We start from the raw sequence: 4,485 nt of genomic DNA on the forward strand, positions 1-4,485 counted from the left end.
TAACCACGTGATTGTCATCACCGTCGACAAGGCGGTGATCGACGAGGAAGGCGACTCCGAGGCCGACGGCATTCCCGTGGCTTTCTATGTCCTGGATGTGGTCAATAACCGCTCCGAGGACTGGAGCGCCACGACTTATATCGACGTTGATACCGGCAGCCCACGGCTCGGCGCACCGCTTATCAAGGAGGCGGACAACAACAAGCTGGACATCGATGACTTGCCCGACCCCGACACAGTGACCGCGCAAGTCATTGCCGTCGGCAGCGGTTTTGCCGTGGGTGACGAGATCGAGATGCGCCTCAGAGGCGTGACCAATGATGGCGAGGTGGTGGATAAAACCTATCCCCTGGTACAGATCGACAGTATTAACAAGGTGATCGATATACCACTGCCCAGCATCGATGTCCGTCTATTGGTCAACACCCGGGCGGCATTCTCCTACCGTCTGATCAAGGCGGACGGCTCCGACGACCGGCTCTCCAAAAGCCAGTTCATCGAGGTCATCGGCGAGGCCACGCAACTGGCCGCGCCCATCGCCAAGGACGCTATTGCCGGCACCCTTGATCCAGCGTTGCCCAGCACCCTGATCGAGATTCCCTGGGATGAAAGCATGACCAAAGGGCAAGTCATCGACCTGAAGTGGCTCGGCACGCGAGGCCCCCAGATTTACTTGCCAACCCTTCCCCCTCGCCTGATCAGCGATGGCGAAGAGAGGGACAAAGAGTCGCTCTACATCTCGGTCGACGGGGAGCATCTGCGCGCCATCGATGGCGGCACATTGGAGCTCTTCTATCTGCTGCTGCGCGATACGGAGGCTCGCGAAGTCGTCAGTCGCCAGTCCCTGCATGCCGACCTGCTGAACATCGGCGAGCCCGTCGCCGAGCTGCCTCCTCCGGTGGTCGAACGCGAGCAGGGCGGCGTTCTAGACCCCGCGGATGTGCCCAACGGTACCCGGCTGATTGTCCGGCAATATACCGATCAGATTCGCGGTGATGAGGTGCACTATGTCTGGAACGGCTCGCGAACCGGGATAAAAATCGACTCTGCCCCGGTCACTGAAATCAACGAGAATTCGGATATCCCCTTCTCCATCCATTTTGATCTGGTCAAGAATAACGAGGGGGGCACCGTGAAGGCCTCCTATTGGGTGACCCGTGTGACGGGAAGGATCAGTCCCTCGGAGATCCTGCCGATGTATATCGGCACGCCCATGGACCTGGCCGCTCCCAGCGTCAAGCAGGCCACCGGAGTTTCGCCCAACCAGCAACTCAATCCGGTGTCGGCCCAGGATGACCTGACCGTGGTGATTCCGAATTACGGCATCCGACCCGGCGATCAGGTCCGCGTGACCTGGGCAGGTACTGCGGGAGAGGGTTCCTACGTCACCCCGGTACAAACACTTCCCACCAGCCGCGAGATCGATATGCCGGTCGAGGTGATCGCCTACAACCTGGGCCGGTCGGTGACAGTCACCTACACCGTGACCCCCAGCGGGGGCAGCGAATCGCCGCCGTCTGCCCCACTCGATCTGGCGGTACTGCCCCTCGCCCAGGACGATCTGCTGGACGCCAGGCCGAAGCTCCTGCAAGCCGCCAATGGCGGTGAGGGCACTGAGCTGGATCTGAGTTCCCTCAGCGCCGATGCCACTTGCTGGGTCGGTACCTGGCCGCTGATCGCCCCGGATCAGGATGTGTGGCTGCGCCTCAAGGGCACCAAGGCCGATGGGACCGTCCCCTATGATTTGAATATCTGGGCACCACCACCCTGGGGCCCAAGGACCAATCCACTCTGGATCTCCCAAGGGTTCTATGAAGTCCCGGCCGATTATAACTACCTGAAGGAACTGAAGGACGGCAGCACCCTGACGATGGAGTTCAAGGCTGACCTCGGTAAAACCACCGACGAAGCCAATGCGACCCTCTTCCCGCTGCGTACCTATACGGTCAGCGCGGTGGCGCTGGTGTCGCCGACGATCACCGATATCCTCGATTCCAAAGGCTCTGTTGTCGGCAAGACCACTGTCGAGACCAGCGTCACCGTTACCGGCACCGGCAGCAGCGGTCGACAGATTCAACTCAGGAACGCGGCGGCCAACATTGGCAACCCGTTCACTATTCCCGAGACCGGCACAACCTGGAGCAGCATACTCACGGGCCTGGCACCCGACCCCTACAGCATCAAGGCCAGACCGCTGTACGGCACGGGCCTACCTGATTCGGAGGCCAAAACCTTCACCGTGATTGCCGCCGGGGAACCCACCCTCGACAGCGTCAAAGCCGGCGACGTTGAAATCCCGGACGGCACCACCACAGTCAGCCTCACATTGAATCTCACGGGTACAGCAGCCAAGGGGCAAGACGTAGAGATTTACGATGGGAGCGGAGCGGGTGCGGAACCCAAGGGCCAGGCGACAGCCGATCCAAACACGGGCATATGGACAAAAGACATCACCGTCGTCGTCGGTGACCGCCGTCTGTATGCCAAGGCGCTCTATCTTGCCGATTCGATATACTCAAACGTGCGCCTTTTAACCGTAGTCGAGCTGCTTGTCCCGGCCCTTATCGATATCCGTGATTCCAAAGGCTCCGTTGTCGGCGGGAGCACTGTCGAGAGCACCGTCACCGTCACCGGCACGGGCAGCAGGGGTCAACAGATCCAGTTGCTGGACGGTGAGGCCAATATTGGCAACCCGTTCGGGGTTCCTACCGACAGCATCAACTGGAGCACATCCCTCACAGGGCTGACCGACAATACCTACAGGATCAAGGCCAAAGCGCTCTATGGCAGTGGTCAGGAGTCGCCCACCCGCTCCTTTACCGTGCAGATCGAACAGCCGTTCTCTGTCGGACCGAGGAGCATAAGCATAAGCGGTAATGGGAACTATCACGTATTTCTGCATCCTGACTACGAATCCATCGGACAGCTGCAAGCCCACCACATCTACCAAATTCCTGTCACAGGGGGGAGGCCGCCCTATTACTTCCAGGTCGTTGCATCCAACCCGGTGAGGGTGGCTAACGTGAATGAATACGGGCAAATCTATCCGGGGCGCAGCGCAGGCACTGCGACCGTCAGAGTATCGGACTCAGCGAGCAACTTTGCAGACATCACCGTTTCGATCACATGGGTCAGGCAGTGGGAGCAGGCCGCCTGGAGTGTGACAAAAACGCAGGCAGACAGTTATGTGCGTCAAAAAGGTCTCACGATGCCCAGCCGAGCCGACCTGCAGGGCTTCTATAACGCGTTCTCAATATATGGAGCGAATGTGTGTGATGTGGTTCACATCACCAATTATGGCCCTGGCCACCCAACGTGCTGGTTCTGGGAAGAGGCAATTCATAGCAATGGCAAGTGGTGGTACCGAAACCTCGGAAATGGTAGCGAAGATGGGATCGGGCTCGCGTCCATGATCAACAGCATCGGTTGGAGGCGATCGGGATAATGAAGCTCAGCCAATGAGACCGGCATACGGGACGGCCTTCGTGAAGAAAAGGGGGCTGATTTGAAAAAGGTGACTGAAAAAGGTGACTGATTTATTTAGGCCATAAAGGGGGGAGCCTTGCTCCCCCTTCATTTTCATTAATGCAATGCAGGTCGGTGCATCACGCCAAAGCGTTCTGCCAGCGCACACAGCCGCTTATCCATCGTCCAGAGTTCAGCTTCCGGCGTCATCAACGTGGAGGCGAGCAACAACATGTCCACTAAACCACAGCCCAAACCGAACAGACGCTCGCGTTCAATAAAGGCCAGGACCTCCCGAAGATGGGCCTGTTGGGTCTGCTGTAACCCCTCGAGATCGGACAGCATTTGAATCCGATTGGGAGGTGTTCCACAGGCGATTTCGCCAACAATCAGTGGGTGCGCCATCACAAGATCAAGTTCGAGCAAGTCAACCAACGCATCGTTGCGATGCCGAAAGTGATTGACCCATACCGAGGTATCAACGAGGACGCCCTTCATTGAGCATCCTCGCGGCGACGGCGGATCTCCTGCATCTCTGGCAACGTTGCGCCCAGGGCGGCCAGTCGTTTGGCCGCTTGAATGCGTACAAAGGTCTTGATGGCTTCACGGAACAGGTCTGCCTTGTCCATCGATGGATCGGCCACTTCCAGCGCCCGTTCATACAGGGCGTCATCAATCGTCACAGTCGTTCTCATGGTTATCTCCCGCATCAACATTGATGATACTTTGAGACAAAGCTGATGCTTTCACTACATCAATCCGACAAGCGGCCCCCTTTCGGTATTTTTTCAGCTTGAATCGTATCGCCTGCGGTTTTGTTGCACTGCGCGCTTCAACGCTCAGACCCGCAGCCGCCATCCCGACACATGAGCCATTGGTCGGATAACCTGCTCGACCTGTCATTTCTGACAGTAGCCAGCCTCCCGTTTGCGGCGCCCAATAAACTCCACCGTCAACCTTGACTGGAGTTACGCCATGACCCGCTCAGCCGGTACTCTAGCGCTCGCTGAAATCACGATC

2 protein-coding genes and 1 pseudogene are annotated in these 4,485 nt (G+C 58.1%); 1 reads left to right on the top strand and 2 read right to left on the bottom strand.

Annotated features, from left to right (window positions below):
• Window positions 1-3,445 (top strand): annotated as a pseudogene (locus M5C01_RS32550) (hypothetical protein); the annotation flags it as partial.
• A gap of 137 nt (window positions 3,446-3,582) precedes the next feature.
• Here M5C01_RS32550 and M5C01_RS32555 read toward each other — a convergent pair.
• Together M5C01_RS32555 and M5C01_RS32560 are read right to left on the bottom strand one after the other, a co-directional pair.
• Window positions 3,583-3,963, bottom strand: a complete 381-nt coding sequence (locus M5C01_RS32555) for a VapC toxin family PIN domain ribonuclease (protein WP_152737205.1) — start codon at window positions 3,961-3,963, stop codon at window positions 3,583-3,585.
• Window positions 3,960-4,160, bottom strand: coding sequence for a type II toxin-antitoxin system VapB family antitoxin (locus tag M5C01_RS32560; protein ID WP_152737206.1), 201 nt, complete (start codon window positions 4,158-4,160; stop codon window positions 3,960-3,962). Before M5C01_RS32560 ends, M5C01_RS32555 begins: the two co-directional genes overlap by 4 nt.
• Between the last annotated feature and the right edge of the window lie 325 nt (window positions 4,161-4,485).

It is taken from the genome of Pseudomonas sp. MWU12-2319, from assembly GCF_023242525.1.
GTDB classification, from domain to species: domain Bacteria; phylum Pseudomonadota; class Gammaproteobacteria; order Pseudomonadales; family Pseudomonadaceae; genus Aquipseudomonas; species Aquipseudomonas gingeri_D.